19 protein-coding genes are annotated in these 22,781 nt (G+C 48.1%); 10 read left to right on the top strand and 9 right to left on the bottom strand.

Translation table 11 applies throughout. From position 1 onward, the window contains the following. Positions 1-105: 105 nt before the first annotated feature. The 7 genes from rodA to ACY2RR_RS02975 form a co-directional block, all read right to left on the bottom strand. The gene (gene rodA, locus ACY2RR_RS02945) at positions 106-1,245 is read right to left on the bottom strand and encodes a rod shape-determining protein RodA (protein ID WP_490106645.1); all 1,140 of its coding nucleotides are present in this window, start codon (positions 1,243-1,245) and stop codon (positions 106-108) included. Next, entirely contained in the window at positions 1,245-3,116 is a 1,872-nt protein-coding gene (mrdA, locus tag ACY2RR_RS02950; RefSeq protein WP_490106646.1) for a penicillin-binding protein 2, read from the bottom strand. The genes rodA and mrdA overlap by 1 nt, the downstream gene beginning before the upstream one ends. 20 nt (positions 3,117-3,136) lie before the next feature. Continuing rightward, complete coding sequence (gene rlmH / locus ACY2RR_RS02955) at positions 3,137-3,604, bottom strand: 23S rRNA (pseudouridine(1915)-N(3))-methyltransferase RlmH (RefSeq protein ID WP_490106647.1); 468 nt, start codon at positions 3,602-3,604, stop codon at positions 3,137-3,139. A 3-nt stretch (positions 3,605-3,607) separates the two neighbouring features. After that, positions 3,608-3,967, bottom strand: a complete 360-nt coding sequence (rsfS, locus tag ACY2RR_RS02960) for a ribosome silencing factor (protein ID WP_490106648.1) — start codon at positions 3,965-3,967, stop codon at positions 3,608-3,610. Between the two features lie 88 nt (positions 3,968-4,055). Then, positions 4,056-5,348: a glutamate-5-semialdehyde dehydrogenase gene (locus ACY2RR_RS02965; protein ID WP_490106649.1), complete on the bottom strand. Its 1,293-nt coding sequence runs from the start codon at positions 5,346-5,348 to the stop codon at positions 4,056-4,058. A gap of 92 nt (positions 5,349-5,440) precedes the next feature. Continuing rightward, on the bottom strand, positions 5,441-7,030 hold the full coding sequence (locus ACY2RR_RS02970) for an ATP-binding response regulator (RefSeq protein ID WP_490106650.1): 1,590 nt from the start codon (positions 7,028-7,030) through the stop codon (positions 5,441-5,443). Positions 7,031-7,066: 36 nt separating this feature from the next. Further along, positions 7,067-10,690 carry a PAS domain S-box protein gene (locus tag ACY2RR_RS02975; protein WP_490106651.1) on the bottom strand — a complete coding sequence of 1,208 codons (3,624 nt, stop codon included), beginning with the start codon at positions 10,688-10,690 and terminating at the stop codon, positions 7,067-7,069. A 188-nt stretch (positions 10,691-10,878) separates the two neighbouring features. Here ACY2RR_RS02975 and ACY2RR_RS02980 point away from each other — a divergent pair, with 188 nt between their 5' ends. Then, the gene (locus tag ACY2RR_RS02980; protein ID WP_490106652.1) at positions 10,879-11,766 is read left to right on the top strand and encodes an SDR family oxidoreductase; all 888 of its coding nucleotides are present in this window, start codon (positions 10,879-10,881) and stop codon (positions 11,764-11,766) included. A gap of 64 nt (positions 11,767-11,830) precedes the next feature. Here ACY2RR_RS02980 and ACY2RR_RS02985 read toward each other — a convergent pair whose 3' ends face one another. Both ACY2RR_RS02985 and ccoM read right to left on the bottom strand, forming a co-directional pair. After that, positions 11,831-12,523 (bottom strand): OmpW/AlkL family protein, encoded by a 693-nt coding sequence (locus ACY2RR_RS02985; protein ID WP_490106653.1) that lies wholly within the window; start codon positions 12,521-12,523, stop codon positions 11,831-11,833. A 64-nt stretch (positions 12,524-12,587) separates the two neighbouring features. Next, entirely contained in the window at positions 12,588-12,713 is a 126-nt protein-coding gene (gene ccoM / locus ACY2RR_RS02990) for a cytochrome c oxidase subunit CcoM (RefSeq protein WP_490106654.1), read from the bottom strand. 237 nt (positions 12,714-12,950) lie between these two features. Here ccoM and ACY2RR_RS02995 point away from each other — a divergent pair, with 237 nt between their 5' ends. The 9 genes from ACY2RR_RS02995 to ACY2RR_RS03035 are packed head-to-tail and all read left to right on the top strand — an operon-like array spanning position 12,951 to position 22,777. Continuing rightward, on the top strand, positions 12,951-13,697 hold the full coding sequence (locus ACY2RR_RS02995) for a DUF3450 family protein (protein WP_490106655.1): 747 nt from the start codon (positions 12,951-12,953) through the stop codon (positions 13,695-13,697). Then, positions 13,694-15,118 carry a MotA/TolQ/ExbB proton channel family protein gene (locus ACY2RR_RS03000; protein WP_490106656.1) on the top strand — a complete coding sequence of 475 codons (1,425 nt, stop codon included), beginning with the start codon at positions 13,694-13,696 and terminating at the stop codon, positions 15,116-15,118. Before ACY2RR_RS02995 ends, ACY2RR_RS03000 begins: the two co-directional genes overlap by 4 nt. Then, entirely contained in the window at positions 15,115-15,621 is a 507-nt protein-coding gene (locus tag ACY2RR_RS03005) for a MotA/TolQ/ExbB proton channel family protein (RefSeq protein WP_490106657.1), read from the top strand. Before ACY2RR_RS03000 ends, ACY2RR_RS03005 begins: the two co-directional genes overlap by 4 nt. After that, positions 15,618-16,019, top strand: coding sequence for an ExbD/TolR family protein (locus ACY2RR_RS03010; RefSeq protein WP_490106658.1), 402 nt, complete (start codon positions 15,618-15,620; stop codon positions 16,017-16,019). The genes ACY2RR_RS03005 and ACY2RR_RS03010 overlap by 4 nt, the downstream gene beginning before the upstream one ends. Then, entirely contained in the window at positions 16,019-16,663 is a 645-nt protein-coding gene (locus ACY2RR_RS03015) for an energy transducer TonB (protein WP_490106659.1), read from the top strand. The genes ACY2RR_RS03010 and ACY2RR_RS03015 overlap by 1 nt, the downstream gene beginning before the upstream one ends. Further along, positions 16,660-17,853 (top strand): tetratricopeptide repeat protein, encoded by a 1,194-nt coding sequence (locus ACY2RR_RS03020; RefSeq protein ID WP_490106660.1) that lies wholly within the window; start codon positions 16,660-16,662, stop codon positions 17,851-17,853. Before ACY2RR_RS03015 ends, ACY2RR_RS03020 begins: the two co-directional genes overlap by 4 nt. 18 nt (positions 17,854-17,871) lie before the next feature. Beyond that, entirely contained in the window at positions 17,872-18,744 is an 873-nt protein-coding gene (locus ACY2RR_RS03025) for a DUF72 domain-containing protein (RefSeq protein ID WP_490106661.1), read from the top strand. Positions 18,745-18,782: 38 nt separating this feature from the next. Next, a complete protein-coding gene (gene hrpB, locus ACY2RR_RS03030) occupies positions 18,783-21,281 on the top strand; it encodes an ATP-dependent helicase HrpB (protein ID WP_490106662.1) in 2,499 nt (832 codons plus the stop codon). 59 nt (positions 21,282-21,340) lie between these two features. Further along, the gene (locus ACY2RR_RS03035) at positions 21,341-22,777 is read left to right on the top strand and encodes a site-specific integrase (protein WP_490106663.1); all 1,437 of its coding nucleotides are present in this window, start codon (positions 21,341-21,343) and stop codon (positions 22,775-22,777) included. Positions 22,778-22,781 lie beyond the last annotated feature (4 nt).

Consider the following 22,781-nt stretch of genomic DNA (forward strand, 5'->3'; position numbering starts at 1 on the left):
TTCCCCTACCGGCTTAACCGGTTACAAAATAAGTCAGTAGCGCAATAAACTGCGCTACTTACAGGATACTACTTATCATTTTATAGGGATGGGAAGTCAAGCAGTTTATCGGCCAAGAAGATTTCTGTGAGTATGGGCCGACATCAAAATCCCGAAACCGGCCATGAGCGTAACCAGCGAGGTTCCCCCTCGACTCACCAGCGGCAAAGGCACACCAACCACCGGCAGCAACCCGCTAACCATGCCAATATTTACAAAAATATAAACGAAGAATGTTAAGGTCACACTACCCGCGACAAGCCTTGCAAACATATTTTGCGCATGGAGGGTAATGAAAATACCCCGCCCAAGAATCAGTGCATAAGCGGCCAAAAGAACCAACACGCCGATAAGACCAAACTCTTCCGCCAATACCGCAATAATAAAATCGGTATGGCTTTCCGGCAGAAAATCGAGATGCGATTGCGTTCCCAGCAACCACCCTTTTCCGTACAAGCCACCAGAACCAATGGCGATCTTGGACTGAATAATATTCCAGCCAGAACCCCACGGATCGCTCTCAGGATTCAGAAACGTTAACACACGCTGTTTCTGGTATTCCCGCATCACAAAGTGCCACATGCCCCACATGGCTGGCAGGGCAAGCAATACAGCGCTACCAATAATCCGCCACTTCAAACCTGCAAGGAGCAAAACAAACAAGCCTGATGCGGCAATCAGCAAAGAAGTACCAAGGTCAGGCTGTTTGGCAATTAGCGCTGTTGGAATCGCAATAAGAACCAGAGCAGTCACAACATCCTGAAACTTTGGTGGTAAAGGTTTACGGCACAGCCATGCCGCCACCGTTAAGGGCATAACCAGTTTTATAATTTCAGAAGGCTGAAAGCGAAACCCCGGCAGAGAAATCCAACGCTGGGCACCTTTAGCGCCATACCCCATCACCAATACAGTGATCAGCAGAGCCACACCACCAAGGTAAGCTATAGGTGCCAGCATCATCATATAGCGCGGAGGGATCTGGGCAATAATGCACATGCCAGCAAAACCCACCAGCATATAAACAGCCTGCCGAACCACCATATCCATATTCTGGCCACTGGCGCTGTACAGAATAAACAGCCCTGCAGTACAGAAAACCAACAACGTGGAAAGCAGTATCGGATCAAGGTGCAGCCGGGTACTCAGAGACGGCGCATTTCTCAGGTTATGGCTTGGGTCAAGCTGACGAATAAAGTCCTGAGACATTATCGCTCTCCCTCTTTCTTGTTCCCTGAAAGCAGGCTGACCTTGGTCAGATCATTCAACTGTGGCAGCAACCAGGCGTCCATAACCTTTCTGGCAACACCCACTGCTGCTTTAGAATCATTTTCTACGATCACAGCCAGAGCAATCTTTGGATCTTCCACCGGAGCAAAAGCAATAAACAAACCGTGGTCTTTCTGAAACTCTTCCAACACCCGGGCTTCTTCCTCTTTAATATCCTGAGGAATACCCACGACCTGGGCAGTACCGGTTTTTCCTGCAACGGTGTACTTCAGATTCTTACCTATGCGATAGGCTGCGGTGCCTCGCGGGTTTGCCACAACTTCACGCATACCTTGAATAACTGTTTCCCAGTCCTGCTCATCTTTTTCCACATGGGCAAAAGGGGGCACCGGCGCAACACCTGGTCCGGGTTTCGCCAACCGTGGTTTTACCACTGTTCCCCGGTTAGCAAGCACAGCTGTGGCTGTTGCCAGCTGCAATGGCGTTGACAGCATATAACCCTGACCAATACCAGAAATCACCGTTTCACCGGGATACCAGGGTGCTCCTCTGGCCTGCCGTTTCCATGCTCTGGATGGCATCAAGCCGGGACGCTCTGAAGCTATATCCAACCCGGTTCGCTGGCCGAGACCAAACATGGTCATGTATTCGTGAATAGTATCGATACCCATTTTTACCGCGATATCATAAAAATAAGTATCATTGGAACGAGCTATGGCGCGAACCAGATTAGTCCAGCCATCCCCCGTACGTTTCCAGTTTCGGTAACGGCGCTCTTCACCGGGAAGTTGGAAATAACCCTTATCAAAAATTCTGTAGTCACTTTCAACCGTATCACTGTCCAGTGCTGCCAAACCTATAAATGGTTTGATGGTAGAAGCTGGAGGATACTCACCCAGCGTCGCCCGGTTATAAAGTGGGCGGTTAATATTGTCTCTAAGACTGCTGTATTCCTTGTAACCAATGCCGGTTACAAAAGAGTTGGTATCGTAGGAAGGCGTACTGGCCAGCGCCAGCACTCCACCAGTCTTTGGATCCAGGGCAACAACTGCACCACGCTTGCCTTTCAGGGCATCCATTGCCGCTTTTTGCAGATCCAAGTCCAGATAGAGATGCAGGTCGTTTCCGGGGATTGGGTCAACCTGTTTAAGCACACGAAGTACTCGTCCACGGGCGTTTGACTCCACTTCCTGGTAACCGGGTTTACCCAGCAGGATATCTTCGTAATAACGCTCTACACCGGTTTTACCAATAATATTGGTGCCGCTGTAGAGTGACGTATCGAGTTTCTTCAGTTCCCTGTCGTTTATTCGCCCCACATAACCAACCGCATGAGCCATGGTATTTTTATGTGGGTAGAAACGAATCAGCTGCGCTTCAACATTTACCCCTGGTAAACGGTGCTGATTTACGGAGACCCGGGCAATCTCTTGTTCACTGAGGCGGTATTTGAGGGGAACACTGTTAAAAGGCCGGTTCTGGTAAACCCGCTCTTTGAAATCATCAACATCTTCCTGATCCAGAATCACCAGTTTGCCCAGTTCATCCAGAGTCCAGTCCATATCCTCAACCCGCTCGCGAATAATGGTCAGGGTATAACTCGGGCGGTTTTCAGCAAGAAGACGACCTTTGGAGTCGTAGATAAGGCCTCGAACAGGAGGCACAGTCCGCAGGTGAATACGATTCTCTTCTGACTGGGTCGCCAGCTCATCGTATTGCATTACCTGTAGATTGAAGGCGCGAATCACCAGCCCGGCGGTCATGAGAATCATGACCACCACTGCCAGCCAGACGCGGAAGTTGACCAGCCGGCGCTCCCCCGGATGGTCCTTTATCGTATCAGCCGCCATGCATTAACTTTTCGCTTTATTTAACGGTGGTACGGGTGATTATTCAGGATACTCCATGAACGATACAACTGTTCTGCAACAAGTATCCGTACCATTGGATGAGGGAGGGTCAGAGGAGACAGCGACCACTTCACATCTGCGCGGTTAGATATTTCCGGAAGCATACCTTCCGGGCCACCCACCAGCAGACTGACATTTTCGCCATTGTCATGCCACTGGCCAAGTTTATCGGCCAGCTGTTCCGTACTCCATTCCCGCCCTTTCACTTCGAGGGCAATCACCCGGTCCCCTTTTCCGATAGCTGCCAGCATCTGCTCTCCCTCTTTTGCCCGAAAACGCTGAATATCAGCATTCTTGGTGCGTTTGTTCAGAGGAATTTCACAGAGCTCCAGAGAAAAGCCAGCAGGTAATCGGCGGGCATATTCATTATATCCTTCTGTGACCCAGCCAGGCATTTTCTGGCCGACAGCGATCAGACGAATACGCATTTGCTACTTCTCTTCAAAAGCAGCTTCAACCTGCTGGTCAACAGAGGCTTCCCAGAGACGCTCCAGATCATAAAACTGGCGGGCAGAAGGCATCATCAGATGCACAACAACATCACCCAAGTCTACCAGTACCCATTCTGCCTGCTCTTCACCTTCTACGCCCAGAGGCATAACACCGGCTTCTTTACAGGTTTTCACCAGATTGTCTGCCAGAGATTTCACGTGACGGCTGGAAGTACCGGATACAATAATCATAGTATCGGTCACGTCAGTCTTGTCGCTGACATCCAGCACAGTGATGTCTTTACCCTTGGTTTCTTCAAGAGTGTCTACAACAAGGTTTTTCAGTTCATTAGATTGCATGTAGTGATTTATAACCTGATCACAATAAACAACGGCACCTGCCAGTGAAGTAAATAACTACCCACACCAGAAGATACCGTTCAAAAACTCAGGTGCGGATATGTCCGTCACCCAGAACAACATATTTTTCAGATGTCAGACCTTCAAGGCCAACGGGGCCGCGGGCGTGAATCTTGTCGGTGGAAATACCGATTTCCGCCCCCAGACCATATTCAAAACCATCTGCAAAACGAGTAGAAGCATTGACCATAACGGAGCTGGAATCCACTTCCCGCAGAAAACGGCGGGACAATGTATAGTCCTCGGTCACTATGGCATCAGTATGGTGAGAACCATAACGATTGATATGGGTAATCGCCTCATCCATATCCGCAACCACCCGAATGGAAAGCACAGGAGCCAGATATTCGGTACTCCAGTCTTCCTCCTGTGCCGGAACTGCATCAGGGATAATGGAACAGGTTTTCTCACAACCGCGCAGCTCCACACCTTTTTCACGGTAATCATCTGCCAGAACCGGCAGTATGGACTCCGCGATATCCTGATGCACCAACAGGGTTTCCATGGTGTTACAGGTGCCGTAACGGTGAGTTTTGGCATTCAGGGCAATATTGCGAGCCTTGGTCAGGTCTGCCTTACTGTCGATAAACACATGGCAGATTCCGTCCAGATGCTTAATCACTGTTACCTTGGCATCCCGGCTGATACGCTCAATCAATCCTTTGCCGCCCCGGGGAACGATTACGTCCACATATTCCGGCATGGTGATCAGTTCACCCACTGCCGCTCGGTCTGTGGTTTCCACAACCTGTACAGCATTCAACGGCAAGCCAGATTCACGCATACCATCCTGCAGACAACGGGCAATGGCACGGTTTGAATGGATCGCTTCACTGCCACCCCGAAGGATTGTCGCATTACCAGACTTCAAACACAGGCTGGCTGCTTCAACAGTCACATTAGGGCGAGACTCATAAATGATTCCGATAACGCCCAGAGGCACACGCATCTTGCCGATCTGGATACCACTGGGAACATACTTCATATCCGTGATACCACCCACAGGGTCTGGCAAAGCAGCAACCTGTTTTAGCCCTTCGATCATGGTATCGATACGTTCGGGAGTCAGCTCAAGACGATCCAGCATGGCATCGGTCAGGCCATTTGCCCGACCATTTTCCAGATCCTTGCGATTAGCTTCTGCCAGCTCTTTACGTGAACTATTGAGAATTTCAGCGGTTGCCAGCAGTGCCCGGTTCTTTACACTGGCCTCTGCCCGAGCAATCAGCGTGGCAGCTTCACGGGCCTGCTGCCCTACACGCTGCATATACGCGTGAACATCTGCGCTCTCAATTTTGGTTTCAGCAACTGACAAAGCCATTCTCCCCGTTGACCTGCATCAACCTGATTATCTGAATAATTAACAGGCGATTATAACCACTCAAGGGCAACGGGAATAGCACTCAAACGGCTTCAGGCAACAGGAACCGTAAACCAGAGGATGGCTCCCCCCTCAGGATTGCGTTCAAAGCTCAGTACACCACCATGAGTTTGAATGATGGAATGGCAGACAGAAAGTCCGATTCCCATGCCATCCGATTTGGTGGTGTAGAACGGGGTGAACATCTTTTCTTCAGCATCATCGGCAAGGCCATAACCACGGTCAATAACCCGTACTTTGACAAAATGTTCATCAACCTGACGGGTTTCCACCCAAACACCTACATCACGGCAGGGCATATCACGCATGGCTTCCATAGCGTTGCGAACAAGGTTTAATGCCACCTGCTGTATCTGAATAGGATCAATACGCACCTCAGGCAGGTCTTCGGCCAGATCCAGATGAATTTCTATCTGGTTATGACGAGCATCAACCTCAGCCAGTTTCACCACATCGGTTATCAGACGATTACAGTCTACCTGTTCAAGGCAGTGATCCGGCTTTTTCACAAAGCTGCGAATACGGGAAATAATATCTCCGGCACGCTGAGCCTGAGTAGAAACTTTCTCCATCGCTTCATTCAGAAACTCTTTATCCAGAGTTTCTCTTTGCAGCGCTCTTCGGCAGACCTGCGCATAGTTATTAATCGCAGTCAGGGGCTGGTTAACTTCGTGGGCAAATCCCGATGCCATCTCCCCCATACTGCTCAGGCGGGACATATGGGTGAGTTTGTCTTTCTGTTCCTGAACTTCGCCCAGAGCTTTATCCAGAATTTCCTGTTGCCTTTTCTTCTCGGTAATATCCCGAAAAACAACAACGGCTCCTGTTACGGCACCCTCTTCAACAATAGGAGTGCAGGAGTAATCGACTGGAAATAAAGTTTCATCCCGTCGAGAGAAAAGACCATCGTGAAGTCCCTGCACAATTCCCTGGGAGAGTGTTCTGTAAAGTGCAGTTTCTTCCCGAGGTGTTGGCCCACCTTCTGGCGTACGACACATGGCCATACCGTAAAGATCACCATCAATCAGCTCAGCCATTGAATAACCGGTCATACGGCTGGCGGCCGGGTTAGCGAAAGAGATTTTGCCCTCTGCATCCACTCCGAAAATACCTTCCCTCATGGTTTCCAGCAAACGCTCATTGGTCGCTTCCAGCTGGCGATTACGGGCTGCCAGTGCCTGCTCCAATCGATGAATTTTTAATTGGGTATCAACCCGGGCAATAACTTCCTCTGCCTGAAATGGTTTGGAGATATAATCAACAGCGCCGCTTTCCAGACCACGAACCTTGTCACGGGTATCATCAAGAGCCGAGAGAAAAATAACCGTTATATCGGAAACATCCGGGTCTGCCTTAAGACGGCGGCACACTTCATAGCCATCAATCCCCGGCATCATAATATCCAGCAGAATCAGTGCTGGCTTAGCCTTATGGGCAATGCGGAGCGCATTCTCTCCATCTTTTGCAATCAGCAATTTATACCCACGTCCATTCAGGGTCTGTAGAAGAACCTGAAGGTTTGTGGGGTTATCATCCACAAGAAGAATTTTTTCATCTGGCCCGGTGAGTGAACCCTCATCCGGAGACAGGCCTTCTGCCTGCAACTGCATATCGGCGGTCAAGTGTCTCTCCCCCACTGCTGGGACAAATCTGATTGGTTAACTGGCCTGAGCCAGCTCTCTTACGATTCGCTCCAGCTCTTCCATAGCTAAAGCATCACAACATTCCAATACCCGCTCAGCCCAAAGCGTTTCAGGTGTACCTTTATCACCCATCATCTCTTTGGCGACAGCGCGAATGGCATCAATATCACCGAGCTCCAGTGCATTGCTCAAAGACACATGAATGCGAGCAGCCTGTTCAGCTGTCATTCCAACGGGTTGACTGCTTTTCACCTCTTTGGGTTCAGCGGTCTCTTCCCACAGCAGATCAAGATGGCGGCGTATAACCCTGAACAAATCCTGACTGCGGAATGGTTTACCAATGAAGTCTGCAAACCCCCAACGGGCGATAACATCTGGTAGGGAAGGATAGACACCCGCAGAGATTGCGATAACCGAAGGGCACTGTTTTTTCAGCCTTGAAGCGATCATTCTTGTGGTACGGAAGCCGCTCATTCCCGGCATGCGCAAATCCATAAAAATCAGATCAAAATTCTGCGTCTGCGCTATACGTACAGCTTCTCGTCCGTTTTCAGCAACTGCGACGACAAAGCCACTCTGAGAGAGCATACGTTGAAGGATTTCACGATTGGTTGCCGTGTCATCCACAATCAATACATGAACATTCTGCCCTGCCTTTAGGCGACAGTTCTTGCTAATCATTTTCGAAGTGGACTGCCCCTGAGAACCTTCAACAACTTCAAAGGGCATGGAGAAGGTAAAGACACTACCCTCTCCTTCTGTACTCTCTACGCCAAGGTCGCCCCCCATAGCTTCTGCCAGACGACGACTGATAGATAAACCAAGCCCCGTTCCACCAACCCGGTGTCCACCTTCACCCTGCCGGAAGGGGTCAAAAATAGTTTCAAGATAATCTTCCGGAATACCAATACCGGTATCCTCTACAGAGAATACAAGCCTTTGTTTCTTCACTGAGGCACTCAGGCTGATACGTCCTCGGTCGGTATATTTAACGGCATTCCCCACCAAGTTAATAAGGATCTGGCGCAGCTTGGTTTCATCGCCAAAAATCGATGTGGGTACGGCATTCTGAACAGTCAGCTCAAGCTGCAATCCTCGGCTTTCAGCACGGTGATAAAGAATCTGCTCTACTGATTCCACCAGAGTCACAACATTGACTGGTGCGAGGTTTAATTCCAGCTCACCGGAATCAATTTTGGTCAAATCAAGAATGTCGTTTATCAACGTCAGCAGATGTTGTCCGCAGGCTTCTATGGATAACAACTGATCATATTGCTGAGGAGAGATGTCTGAACCCGAAAGTAACAACTGCACATAGCCAAGCACGCCATTGAGTGGAGTACGCAGCTCATGACTCATATTGGACAGGAACATTGATTTTGCCTGACTCGCGGCTTCAGCAGCATCCCTGGCTTCGGCAAGACTGACAGCCACAGAACGTTCCTGCGTTCTGTCCCTTACCAGCCCTTCAACAACAGTAACCATTCCACGGCTGTTAAATGCCGGCGTTTCAAGAACTTCGATCACACCCAGGGAGCCATCGGCACGAATAATTTCCAGTTCATAACTTGGGTGAGTTTTCCCCTGGCAAACCTGAGAACGTACATGTTTTGCTAACGCCCTATCTTTATCTGAAGCCAGATAGCTGTAGAAGTTGGTCATAAAGTCATTAGGTTCATACCCCAATATGCGTTCGACAGAATCCGTCACATACATAAACGACCCATCTGTCCGCTGGGTATAAAAAATGTATTCCTGCTGCAGGGCTTCAATCATTCGGCGGTAACGCTCTTCACTTTGCCTCAGCGCCTGTTCCGCCGCGTAGCGATCGCTGATATCCCGCATGAAGATTGATGACTGCACACCATCTGTGGTTTCTATGGGGTTCAGAGTAATTTCAACAGGAATGGTTTGCCCAGTGCGCTTTCTGGCTTTCAGCTCCAGCCCTGAGCGTATACGCAGTTTTTTTCTTTCTTCAGGAGAGGCATTCAACAGCGGGAAACGTTTAGCTTCCTTTACCGGAAACAGAGAAGATACCGGGCGACCAATAAGAGAGGAGCGCTGAAAACCCAGCAGAACTTCAGTTCTAACGTTCACCATAGTGATCAAGCCGCCAGTATCGGTAATCACCATGGCATCAGGGGCAGACTCAAGCAAACCGCGAAACCGGGTCGCATCACTCATCCTTTTAGAAACATCTCGCCCCATAGCCTCAATGCCGCATACTTTTCCTTCGTAGTCATAGGCCGGTACTTTTACAATTTCTATGTAATGGATATTTCCATGGCCGTCATGCATCTCGGCTTCATAGATACTTAATGGCTCACCACTGAGGACCTTCCCGGTTGAAGCTTTGGCTGCCAGGTTTTGAGGAGAAGATGTATAAAACTTGGTAAAGTGCCCGTAAAAATCATCCACAGAAATCCCAAGGATTTTCTCAATGGAGGGGCTGACAAAGGTCACATTACCTTCGAGGTCATGGCGGAAGTAAAAGAAGTCTCCGGTTATACCCTGAACGATGTGGTCAAAAGCGGTTGTTCTTGCCTCATGTTCCAGTTTTTCTCTCAGCTGCAGCTGTCGCGTCATCGTTGAGAAGCGCCGTGCCAACCTGCTGGCTTCATCATTCCCAGGAATATCAATAACAGTATCAAGCTGGCCGTCAGCCACTCTTGAGATAGCCCGGTCCAACATTCTTAACGGCCAGACAATACGACCGGCTACCCACCATGCACAGAAGAAGATTCCTCCCAGTGAGGCAATCATCATAAAAGCCTGCACCCATATAGAGTAACGAACAGCACTCATTAGTTCGGTTTTATTGACGACGCCAACAAGGTACCAGTTTGGAACTGGAACCAGCTGCCTGTACACCAAACGCTCTTCGTTTGCATATAAATAAGACACTACTGATGCTTCAGAATCATCAAGCTGATTCATAGCCAGATTACTTTCTTTCCTGAGTTCCTCTGAACGCATCACCTCGTCTGGAAGACTTGTATTAGAGGTGTAATACAGAACACTACCATCACGCTTAAGCAGTAAAAGACGAGGGTCAATGAAATTTGAAACCTGTGGGCCGTCTCGGCGCATAATATCAACAGGTAAAAAAACCAGTACTACCCCTTCGACGGGTTGCCCACTCTGAATTGCTGAAAAGGAAGTTCCATAAACAAAGCCAAGAACTTCGTTATTTTTTTCGGTATCCAGAACAATACTCCAGCCCATAGCCTGCGTATCTCTCAACCAATGGGTTAACCAGTGCGCACTTGAAGGGGAAAATGGATCTGAGAACTTCTCAACGTCATAGGAACCATTGCTGGTTTCTCTGACAACAGCCATTTCAGACCAGTACGTCAGCTCCTCAAGGACTTTTTGGACGGGAATAAGATTATTGCGCCAGTCAGTATCCTTTGACGAGATAATCAAAGACTTTGCAATATCAGACAAAACTGTGGCGCTGCGAAACAGTGTGTTTATGTGCTCGGCTTCAGCAGCCACTGAGTCTGTTAGCCGCCCTTCGATGTAACGTATTTCGTTAGATATATTCTGATTTAACGAGAGTACAAAGATGATGTTGTAGATAAGCGTGACCGGTATCACCGTGAAAAGGATGATTTTTTGCCGAATTGAAAAGGTCACGCACGCTTCTCATCAGTGATAACAGGGGAATACATTCGTACAAAAGTACGCGAGATTTACCACAACCAAAATAAGCACTATCCGCACACATGGCCGACATATACCAATCCAATATATCTACGGCTTGTTTTCCTTCCGAATGGTTCTGATATGATCGTTGACTGATTCATTACACCGTCAGGTACTCCATGGAAGTTCTTGTCATTGGAGGAAGTGGTCAGATTGGCCAAGAGCTTTGCCGATTACTGGAAAGTCACCAGATCCACTTCCAGGCTCCGGACCGAACACAGCTGGATCTTGAAGATCATCGGACCGTGGTCAAATTGATTGAAGAGTGGCAACCCGATGTGGTTGTGAATACTGCCGGGTATCGTGCTGCCGGCAATGCTCAAAAAGAGCCATCCCGCTGTTTCAGTTTTAACCGGGATGGAGTCTCAAATCTTGCAGACACCTGCAATAAAGTAGGTGCAGCGCTGGTTCAGATTTCTTCATGGCGGGTTTTCGACGGCACAAAGAAAGAACCTTACACAGAGAAAGACACTCCCAACCCTGAAAGTGTGCTTGGAAACAGTTTCTGGCAGGGGGAGCAGCAGATTCACCAGCGCTGCCCACGGCACGTTATTCTGCGTCTGTCCTGGATCATCAGTCACTGGGGAAGAAACCGGGCAACTCGTTTACTGGACAGTTTTCGAGATTCTGAAAACCCATTACCAGCATTTACCAGCTCCCATCAAAGAGGATGTCCGACAACCGCGGAAGATGTGGCCCGCGTACTTCTCGCCATTACTCAGCAGATAGGTTGCGACTCCAATTGCTGGGGTACATATCATTACAGCGCTGCAGAACCCACCGATGAATACACTCTTGCAGAAGTTATTCTCGCGGAAGCCTCACAATATCTGGATATTCCCAAAGACGCGTTACCAGAAGACAGTGCGGGTGATGAAGCCGCTGTGAATGCCTGCCTCGACAGCCGGAACCTGAGACATACCTTTGGCATAATGTCCCGCCCCTGGCGAAGCGCTGTTGCTCGTTTGGTGCGGAATTATTTTGAACAACACAAGCCTTCCAATTAAAAGCACATAACAAGAAAAGGCCATCACAAGTGATGGCCTTTTGCATACCGAGGCAGTTTTCAGGTTAGAACTTGTAGTTCAGGCCAACCATGTAAACCAGAGGGTCGAGCTCTACATCAGTTTTAAACTTCACGCCATCAAAGGAACCACGACCATCAAAAGTGGCTTCTGTGTCGATATCGATGTACCAAACAGCTGCGTTTACCCCAAGGTTTTCAGTCAGCGCATAATCGAAACCAGCCTGAACAGCTAAACCAAAGGAGTCATCCAACTCCAGGTTGCCAAAGCTGCCTTTGTGCTGACTCTTGATGCTTTCATCAAAGAAAGTGGTGTAGTTCAAACCTGCGCCAACATAAGGCTGGAATGCAGAATCTGAAGCCATTGGGTAATACTGAACTGTCAGAGTTGGTGGCAGGTGTTTAACATCAGCCAGTTTGCCAAGTCCGTTCAAGCCGCCTTTAGTTTTAATGGTATGACTGAAAGGTGTCGCAGCCAGAAGCTCAATACCCCAGTGAGAACTCAGCATATAGGTGAGAGAAAGACCCAGCTGTGTATCACTGTCAACATCAACGGTTGTTGGTGCTCCCCCCAGAGTCACCAAACCACCATTCGCCTTAAGCTTGCCACTATCAACATCCGGATCAACAGTTGCCGCACCCGCACGCAGGATAAAATCACCAGCCTCGTACGCCTGCACGCTACCAGCAGTCAATACCAGAGCAGCAGAAACCGCTGCAGCAATCCCTGAAAGTTTCATAAATTTATTCATTGTTCTTAGCTTCTTTGCTGTGTGTTGGGTGTGTTGTTATTTTTAGCTGATATCAGGAGTCAGACTGATCACGCTTCCGATGACTGTCTTTGTAGACAAACCACCCGAATCCCCCCATAAAGGCGACCACAAGACCTACAGTCAGAACTCCGGCAATTACCAGTGCTTCGAAAGGCATGATCCACTCCTTGCTTGTTCAGTCAGCTTTGATGTTGTTTTTGGCTTACTGCTTACATAGCGCTTACACAATAACCATATACCCAGTACGGGTTTTACCTATTGATGCAGATCAAGAAAACATCAGCCTTTTTGCTATTGATACCTCGCACGCCCCCTTGGATAATGGTCTGGAAGGAATTAGGGGTTCCTGGGAACAGGAATCTGACACCCAATAAAAATAATGAATAGGTGCCCGATGCTACGAGCACTCCTCCTGACAATTGCTCTTTGCGCCGTTTTTCCTGCTTATGCTCTGGAGGAGACTCCACAGAGCATTATTGCGACGCAAGTCGGCACTCAAAATGCTTCCGCTGCCAGCCAGAAGCGTATTAACCAATTGGATTCTGAAACCAGAGCTTTACTGGAGAAATACCGGGCTCTGCAAAAAGAGATTACAGAGCTATCCCAAAGCAACCAGTTACTGGAGCAAAATGTTGGGCGGCAGCAAAGAGCCATTACCCGGCAATCTCAGGAAATTGAAGATACCCGTCGCCTGCTTAGTCAGCTGGATGATTTCAGCAACCAGCTTCAGCGCAACCTGACACCGCTGGATCAGCAGTTCCCATTCAAACCGAAAAACACACCTGCCGAGCTGATTACAGCCCTCGATTCTCCAGAGAGCACCCAAAGATTTCTGGCGAGCCTCAAGCTCTGGCGTGAAGAACTTGATAACGGATCCAAGTTAACGACTTGGGACGGTCAATTAAACAATGGCCAACAGGTTGAGTTTGTTCGACTGGGGCGGGTGGCTCTTTATTACCTGACGCCGGATGGCAACGATGCCGCCATGTACCTTTCCGATACTGCGGATTGGCAGCCATTAACACTCTCACAAATCAGGGAACTGATTCGGGCACGGGACATTGCCCGCAATGACAGAAAGTCAGACTGGCTCTACCTGCCGGTACCAGATATTGCTGTCACAGAGGAGGAACACCAATGAGCTCCATAAGGTTTTTATCTTCCCTGACTTTCGTACTTTTCACTCTTTTATCCGCGAGCACAGCTTTTGGAGAAACAACAACCTCACCTGAGTTGTTGCTTAAAGAACTGATGCAACAAACCATTGCTAACGGAAATAAAGAAAGAGAAAACAACCAACAACGTGAACAGCGCTTCCTTGCGGAGAGAGACCAACAGGCAGCTAAACTCGCTGAACTGGAATCACAACTCAAAGCTCTCAAAGAACGTAATCAGCAACTACGTAGTGAGCAAGAGGTCAACTCCTCAACTCTCCAACAATTATCAGAACAGAAAAATGCCCAACTGGCTGACCGGGGTCGTTTTACCAACAGCCTGAATCAGGAGTTTCAGAGCATTGCAGAACATGCTCGCTCACTTCCAGTGACAGCTCTTTCTCCGGGACGATTAGCCCTGTTCCAGGAGCTCAGCCAATCACCAGAACTGCCTTCACCTGAAAAGTTACAAAATGCCCTGACCGAACTTCAGTCTCTTGTAAAAGACACTGGTCTGGCTGGGCCGGTAGAAGTGAGTGTGGTTCAGTCGAATGGCTCAGAGCAGATTCAGTCAGTGACGTTTGCTGGCCCATTCGCGGCCAACAACAACGGCAACTTTCTAATTTATCAGCCTGATCGTGATCGCCTGCTAACAGCTCCCCGCCAGCCAAATATGCTCACCCGCATTTATGCGGCCAGCTTTCGGGGAAGTCGTGGGGATGCAATGGCAATAGATCCTGAACACGGCCAGATTCTTCAACGTATGGCCACAGAATCAACAATGCTGGAACAGGTCAACAACGGTGGTGCTATCGCTTGGTTGATTCTGGTTCTTGCAGTGGGGGGAATTGTTTTCACAGGCATACGCATTAGGTTTCTTAATGCTGAAACTCTTCGCGTTAATCACCAGAAACACAACCTTCACACACTGTCTGAAAACAATGCTCTGGGGCGGGTTTTGCTGGCCTGGCAGGCTTCTGCCCAAAGTGGCAATACAGAATCGAGAGAACTGCGTCTGGATGAAGCAGTTATGGAAGAAATGCCACATCTGGAAGCAGGTCATAGTGTTGTCCGGCTTATGGCAGCTCTTGCGCCCATGCTGGGTTTATTGGGAACAATTGTTGGCATGATCGCTACGTTCCAGGCCATGACCCTTGGTGGTGGCCGGGAACAATTAATGGCCGCAGGAATTGCACAGGCATTGGTAACCACGGCTGCAGGTTTGCTGGCAGCAATCCCGCTTCTTGCCGGACACGCTCTACTAACTTCTCGCAGTAAACGCTTAATGCTGATTCTGGATAAACAGGCTGCCGGGTTGCTGGCAGATTTCCAGGAAAAACAGATCACAGAACAACAGTCTGAGATTAAGAAAGAGCCAGAAACATCCAAAGCGGAAGCCATGTTATGAGTATGGTTGCTGATCTGCTTCAGTTTCTTGACCGCGGTGGCTGGGTGTTGTGGCTGATATTCCTGCTCTGCACGGTGCTTTTATCTTTGCTGGCCGAGCGAGTCTGGTTCTTTGGTCACTACACCCAGCACCTGACCGAAACAATCAACCGCTGGAAGAACAGACAAGACAAAAACTCTCATAATGCCCAGATGATTCGCACATCATGGCTGGCAATAGAGCAGCAAAGTCTGCAAACGAATTTCAACATTATTCGAACACTGATAATGATTTGCCCCCTCGCAGGTTTGCTGGGCACAGTCACAGGCATGATCGAGCTGTTTAGCCAAATGGGGCAAAGCGGCTTACCAGAAAGTGATCAATTGTTGGCAGGATTAACCCGCATCTGCCTGCCGACCCTTGCCGGGCTGGCAACGGCTGTTACCGGGCTCTGGTTGTTTACCCTCTGCCAGAATGCCGCTCAAAAACGACTGCAAACTCTTTCCCGAGGTCTGGCACAATGAGAAGAGCCAGACGCCACGCTCTGCAAGAGCCAGAAGAAACAGCTGTTGATATGACGCCAATGATGGATGTGGTGTTCATCATGCTGGTGTTTTTTATTACCACTGCCACATTTATTAAAGATTCCGGTTTAGAGGTTGAACGCCCACAAGCAAGTTCAGCTGTTGAACTCAAAGAGCCGGTGACAATCACTCTTCAGGCGGACGGGCGACTCACGTCCAACAACTCCACAATCCCTGTTGCTGCATTGGGCGTTTGGTTATCCAGCAAACATTCACTAGATAGCGCCATCGCTGTTCAGGCAGATTCACGTGTGCCCAGCGGGCAGCTTGTAGAAGTTCTGGATGAATTACGCCTTACCGGCTTTACCAATATTTCTCTGGTTGCGGATCCTCTGTGATGGCAGATGCCTCAGGTTTAAATCTACGACTACCTGCCGCACTAATTGCCGGAATTATTGGCAGTTTTTTATTATTCAGTCTTCTGCATGGTTTGTTGTATCAACCAGCTACACCCAATCAGCAGGAAAGTGATGACACTATAAAGGTCACAACGGTTTACACAGAGACATCACCGAATCAGCCACAAGCGTCACTGGAAAACACCTCCAGTCATAAACCTGTGCAGCCCAGCCCACCACTGAACACTTTAGCGCCAGCATTCACAGTTCCGGCTATGGCTGTAGATATAACATCCATTCCAGACACAGGCAGTTTTCTTGCCAGCCTTCCTGAACTGCCAGCTTTAGCGCCAGCGGCAAAGCCTCAAGTCACTCCAGAAACTGACATAGTGACCTTATTCAGCGTTCCTCCTGAATATCCACATATTGCCAAGCGCAGGGGTATTGAGGGCTGGGTAGATATTCGCTTCACCATTACCGCAAATGGTTCGGTGGAGGATATGGAAATTATTGATGCCCAGCCTCGCGGCATATTTGAAAAGTCAGCCCTGAAGGCTTTGAAACATTACAAATTCAAACCCAGAGAGATCAACGGCAAAAAGGTGGCTCGTAAAGCTCGTCAGCGGTTGAGGTTTCAACCATGACGCATATACGACTCATCCTTGCTATTACCGTTCTTCTGTTAAGCTCAATGTCTAATGCCAGCGATCTACAAACTCAGTTGGAAAATGCCAACCTGTTTATGATGGCTGGCCAGCAGGAAAAAGCTGAACCGGCTTTTCTAGCCATCGTTAATCAAACAAAGTCCGGGAACTCACTGCGTACCAACGCCCTGATTCAGTTATTGGATATTGCAGAAAAGCGGGATGACCCTCGGCTGGCATCGCGATGGATTGTTGAGCTTCTGCCTGTTTACCCAACAAGTACGCCACAAAGAGTGAATCTGGAACTTCGTCTGGCTCGCCATCAAATAGCTTTAGATAATTTTCCCGTTGTTGTTAACCGACTGGCGCCATTGATTGCGCAAAATCCTGACAACAGAGAACTTTCGCTGCTCGTTGCTTACTCCCTTGTTCAGCTCGACAGATTCAAAGAAGCTTCAGCAGTTATTGACCTGGCCCTGAATAATCACAGCAAACCTCCCAAAGAGTGGCTGGAGTTACAACTTCATATTCGCTGGACACTGGAAAACTGGAAGCCAGCAACTCAAACCCTGCTCCAACTCATCACTCTAGAGCCAGACAAAAGCGAACGCTGGCGACAATTAGCCAGTCTTTACTCCTATCAGGACAGCACTGCCAATGTTCTTGCCAGCATGGAAATTGCCCAACGCCTTCAACCGGAAAAGGCATCTTTAAAAGAACTGACTCGTGGAACAGTTTCATTAAGAGCAACACAGGGTCAGCCTGCCGCTGCCGCGATTAAACAGGAGCAGGCAATCGCATCAGGCGCCCTTGAAAACAGTGAATCAAACTGGATGCATACTGCATCTCTTTGGTTGCAGGCCAAAGAAACTGAGAAAACACTTTCAGCTCTGGAAAAAGCAGGAATAGAAACAGGCGAACCACTATGGCTGCGGGGAAGATTATTACTGGCCGATGAACGGTGGCAGGAAGCCGCACAGGATTTTCAAAAAGCCATTAAACTGGGAAAACTGAAACAACCAGAGCAGGTCATGCTTCTGGCTGGTTATGCCTGGTGGCAGGCGAGGGATGTACCCAAAGCAAAATCAGTATTTCAACAGGCTCTTGCATTTGACGACACCCGTCAACCAGCGCAGGATTGGCTGCAATGGATTGATTATATGACTGAGCAAAGTACAGAGTTTAATTAGATTCGTTTCAAACAAGCTATGAAGTTATCTCTGGGTCTTGCCCAATGGTCTACCGCACAATGGCGTGGCCAACTGTTCAGCCCCGACGAAGCGGGCAAGCACACACTCCGGCAATACAGCAGTGTTTTCAATTCTGTTGAAGGCAACACCACGTTTTACGCCCTACCCAAGGAAGAAACTGTAAAGAAGTGGGCTGAAGATGCGGCTCCCGGTTTTGAGTTCTGCTTTAAGCTTCCTCAAAGTGTGACTCACAGAGGAGTTCTTGATGCCAACACCCCGGAGTTGATTGAGTTCTTTCAACGCATAGAACCATTGGAAGAGCATATTGGCCCTTTTATGCTCCAACTACCGGCCAATATGGGAGCCAACTGCTTACCGGCTCTAACCAGTTTTCTTGATCAGCTTCCTTCGCAGTTTCATTACGCACTGGAAGTTCGAAATATCACATTCTTTGAGAAAGGTGAGGAAGAGAAACAACTTAATCGCATTCTGGCGGAAAGGCAGATTGATCGCACAAGCCTCGATAGCAGAGCATTGTTTTCTGCACTTGCTGACAGCGATGCGATGATTGATGCTCAACAAAAGAAACCACAACTTCCTGTTCACGCCATCGCCACCGGTAACAGGCCAATGGTACGATTTATTGGTCGAATGGAAGAAGAGCAAAATGCAATCTACTGGCAGCCCTGGTTAAAGAAAATTGTGCAGTGGCTGGAAGAAGGTAAAGAACCTGTCGTATTTATCCACACTCCGGATAATCTGCAGGCACCAACCCATGCTCGTTTGTTTTATCAACAGCTCTCTGAGCTGATTGAGTTACCAGTTCTCGATACATTCCCAGCAGATATTGTTCGGCAGGAAAACGACCGTCAGGATGACCTGTTTGGCTGATTGCCGTTAGAATCATGGGGTTCATTCAGGAATTCTCCATGCCCGTTCACGCTTCTGCCATTGATCTGCCTGTTACCTCTGTACTTCCCCAACTACGGGAATCCCTCTCGATCAATGATCGCCTTTTACTGCAGGCTCCTCCCGGCGCAGGTAAAACAACTCTGGTTCCTCTCGATCTGTTAAATGCAGATTTCCTGTCCGGGCAAAAGATTCTGTTGTTGGAACCTCGCAAGCTGGCAGCTCGCTCTGTTGCCCGGCGCATGACTGAGCTTCTTGATGAAAAAGTTGGCCAGACAGTTGGCTGGCGTATGCAGCTAGATACCCGTATCAGCAAGTCCACCCGTATTGAGGTGGTTACCGAAGGTGTTCTGACCCGCATGCTGCAATCCAATCCTTCTCTGGAAGGTGTTGGCTTAGTCATATTTGATGAATTTCATGAGCGGAGCCTTCAGGCTGATCTCGGGCTGGCATTAGCCCTGCAAAGTCAGGCTGGTTACCGGGAAGATGATAACCCTCTGAAAATTCTGGTGATGTCTGCCACTCTGGCAACTGAAGAAATGTCTGACTTTCTTGATTGCCCGGTGATAAAAAGTGAAGGCCGTAGTTACCCGGTTACTCTGAATTACCAAAGCAAACCCATTCCCAGAGAGGATCGCAGAGAGATTATTGAACAGTGTGCCACTACTGTTCATAAAGCCTTAAATGCCCATGAAGGTAGTGTGCTGGTTTTCCTTCCAGGCACAGGTGAAATCAGGCGGCTCGCCAGCACACTGGAAGATTATCTTCCTGAAAATACAACTCTGCACCCCCTTTATGGTGATCTTGATAAGCAAGCTCAAGACAGAGCCATTCAGCCCACGCCAGAAGGGCAGCGCAAAGTAGTTCTGGCAACGGCCATTGCAGAATCCAGCCTGACCATTGAAGGGGTTCATATAGTTGTGGATGCCGGACTGATGCGTGTTCCCAGCTTTGATCCTCGTTCAGGGATGTCACGCTTGGAAACTTTGCGTGTTTCCAAAGCCAGCGCCGAGCAGCGTGCTGGCCGGGCCGGCCGCCTTGCTCCCGGACATTGTTACCGGCTATGGACTGAACATGAGCAACAACAATTGGTTGCTCATACACAACCTGAAATTGTTGCTGCCGACTTAGCCCCTCTCGCACTGGAGTTATTAGCCTGGGGAGTAAGTGATGCCAGCGAGCTGGACTGGTTAACCCAGCCTCCACCATCCACATTCGCTCAGGCTCTGGATCTTTTGGAAAGGTTGGGAGCTATTCGCAAACACTCAGATGGCCGCGTGCAAATCACCAGTCATGGCGAACAAATGGCCAGGCTTGGTTTACATCCAAGACTTGCCCATATGATGCTTATCGCAAAAGAGCACCAGCAAGAATGGTTGGCCGCACAACTCTGCGTATTGCTGAATGAACGTGACCCGCTGGCAAGCCATCGTGACGCTGGGGCGGATATCAACCTGCGCATGGCCATCCTTGAAGGGCAACACGTTCCCGGTCTGCCAGTTCCCAAACAGGTTTCAGGGCGAATCCGGCAAGTCGCTTCTCAATGGAATCAACGCCTAGGAAACCCCAAACGTTCAAACTATGACAATGACGATATAGCCCGGCTGCTTGCCAGCGCTTATCCAGACCGGGTTGCTAAACGCCGTGGGCAAGATGGACGCTATTTAATGAGCAGTGGCCAGGGCGCATCTTTCCGTACCCAGGAACCACTTTCGGCGGCAAATTATCTGGTGATTCCTTCCCTTGGCGGCCACAGCAATCAACGAGAGGCGAATATCTTTCTTGCTATGGAAATCAACATGGAAATGATTGAAGAGCTATTTATCGACCAGATTGAAGAGCTGGACGATATAGGCTGGGATAAAAAATCAAAATCCGTGGTTGCCAATCAGATTGAGCGACTTGGCGCGCTGACATTGAAAACGCAACCAATCCCCAACCTTAATCCAGAGATTCTTTCCAAAGGATTGCTGGAGGGCATTCGTCAGGAAGGGCTAGAGGTTTTGCCGTGGGATAAAACCAGTGAAAATCTACGTAACCGAATCCAGTGCCTTCATCTGGTTGATAACAGCTGGCCGGGCTTTTCCAGCAGCCGCCTGCTTGAAAGTCTGGAAGAATGGCTGGAACCCTTTCTAACCGGCATGAGCCGGCTGGATCACCTGAAAAAACTCAGTCTGACTCAGTGCCTGCAATCCTCTCTGGACTGGTCCCGTATGCAGGAGCTGGATAAAGAAGCACCTGAAACTTTGGAAGTGCCCAGCGGCTCTAATATCCGCATTGATTACAGTAATCCGGCAGAACCAGTTTTGAAGGTAAAACTTCAGGAGCTGTTTGGCCTGCTGGAAACACCTCAGCTGGCCTATGACAAAGTCCCTTTAACAATTGAGCTGCTGTCACCTGCCCAGCGCCCGGTGCAGAAAACTCAGGACTTACACAGTTTCTGGTCCAATACCTATCAAGAAGTTAAAAAGGACTTAAAGGGTCGGTATCCCAAGCTTATGTGGGATTTTCAATATTGACTATGCATGTGTGATTTCATACCTTGACATGTATTGACTATTCACACAGGACGTGAGGAATGATGTTAAGCAAAAGTGAAAGGATTATCTTAATCCATCATATTGAAAACACTTATGCTGACATCACATCGACTGCACTTTGTGAAAACTCCATACCTGTTGAGAGAGCCGACCCAAAAATATATTACATTACTCCGCACCCTGCTTTTGACAGCAAGCATGATATCTACTTATTCCCCTTCCTACTTAACAGTGATGGCACCCCTTGGAAAGATGGCAATTTATTTCTCTTTTTAAATACGAGAGATAACAAAAAAGGGTTTACTCGGTCTGATGCTGTAAGGCAAAAAGCCAGCATGCTACTAGATTACAAAGTTTTCTGTGAGGAAAAACAAATAGATCCCTATAACTTCATAGTAAGAAAGCCTTTTAGACCAACATATAGATACTTCAGCGAACTAATTCAAAAATTAAACAACGCTAAAATAAGTCGACACAATGTAAACAAGAAAACCAAGATTGTTTATGAATTCTATAAATTCTTATCTGAACAACCAAATTTTGACATAGACATAAACAGAGTAGACACAGTTAATTCAGTAAAAATCTTCCTAAAGAATAGTTATGGTCGAAGCTACAGTATAAATCATGAAAAACGAGAGCAGTCTGTAACAGTAAATCGGAGCCCTACACCTATACCATTAGGCTTTATACGAGAGTGTGGCGAAGATATAAGACCGTTATGTGAGTCGGAAGTAGATGAGTTAACAAGTGTTCTAGAATCAGAAAAATTCGCACCTGATGAACGCCTCATACATTATATCGCAATGTACACGGGTGCACGAAAGCAATCGATATTAACTATTAGAATGAAACACCTTAGAGAATTCTCAAAAGGTAACTTATTAGGGGATAACACATACAGACTAAGCGCAGGTCCAACAACAGGGATTGATACCAAGTATGATAAAACGCATCATTTATATTTCCCAAAAACACTAGCCGATCAAATCATCTTATACGCAAACTCAAAAAAATCTAAGCTGCGACGAAATAAATTCATAAGAAAACATGGACAGGTTTTTAGCGAAAATGATGTATATGTGTTTCTTTCCTCTGAGGGAGAGCCACACTACATGGCCAAGAATGACCCAAGATACAAATATACAAAGAGCCGTCCACAAGGAAGAAATACATATTACATGAAAAAGAAATTGCTAAAATATGTTAGCAGCAATTTCCCTCGAGACTACACATTCCATTGGTTAAGAGCCACGTTTGCTTTGCGTTATTACCGCTGGTTACAAACTTTGTTTTCAAAAGGCTATGTGACTGATGGAGACTTAATTTCTATGGTTCAAAATCGTCTTCATCATACAGATCGAAGTACGTCAGAGCACTATCTCAAGCTTTTTGATTCGATTGATGAAAGACTCGAAGCGCAGACCATTTATGAAGAAAAAATGTTCAAGCTGTATAAAGACCTAGTGGATTAGCTCG

It is taken from the genome of Parendozoicomonas sp. 2304DJ65-17 (genome assembly GCF_058148445.1).